The sequence below is a fragment of the Clostridium sp. BSD9I1 genome, from assembly GCF_900185645.1.
GTDB lineage: Bacteria > Bacillota > Clostridia > Clostridiales > Clostridiaceae > Clostridium_AK.
Genome location: NZ_FYAM01000012.1, coordinates 1 through 773, shown reverse-complemented (window position 1 = coordinate 773; position 773 = coordinate 1). Strand labels below are relative to the sequence as shown.

Sequence of the window (773 nt, the reverse complement as noted above, 5' to 3'; positions counted from 1 at the left end):
CTTTCCCTCACGGTACTACTTCACTATCGGTCACCAGTTAGTATTTAGCCTTGGGAGGTGGTCCTCCCTGCTTCCCACAAGGTTTCACGTGTCTCGTGGTACTCTGGATTAGATCTTAGGATTTCTTTTTTCACATACAGGACTATTACCTTCTACGGTAGAGCGTTCCAGCTCTCTTCTGTTAAAATCCATCCATATTTATGATCTATCCTCAACCCCAGAAACAAGTTTCTGGTTTGGGCTCTTTCCATTTCGCTCGCCGCTACTTAGGAAATCGATTTTTCTTTCTCTTCCTCCGGGTACTTAGATGTTTCAGTTCCCCGGGTATACCTCCATAAGCCTATGTATTCAGCTTACAGTACATAGCGTTAGCTATGTGGGTTGCCCCATTCGGAAATCTCCGGATCTCAGGCTATTTGCGCCTACCCGAAGCTTATCGCAGCTTATCGCGTCCTTCATCGGCTACTGGTGCCAAGGCATCCGCCATGCGCCCTTTCTAGCTTGATCTTCAAGTTAGATTAGACCTAGTAATAAATATTATTTATCACTTATTAACCAATATTTTAAAATATACTCTGTGCAATTTTCAAAGAACATTGAGAGATAACCAAAGTTGATAACATTTGCTATCAACCATTAAGGTCTCTCAAAATTAAACAGAGAATGAAACCTTCAAGAAAGCTCATCGCTTCTTGTCGACTCCTTAGAAAGGAGGTGATCCAGCCGCAGGTTCTCCTACGGCTACCTTGTTACGACTTCACCCCAATCATTGA

2 rRNA genes are annotated in these 773 nt (G+C 43.1%); both read right to left on the bottom strand.

Going from position 1 to position 773, the window contains the following annotated elements:
- Positions 1 to 507, bottom strand: a 23S ribosomal RNA gene (locus BSD9I1_RS07115); the annotation flags it as partial.
- A 200-nt stretch (positions 508 to 707) separates the two neighbouring features.
- A 16S ribosomal RNA gene (locus tag BSD9I1_RS07110) occupies positions 708 to 773 on the bottom strand; the annotation flags it as partial.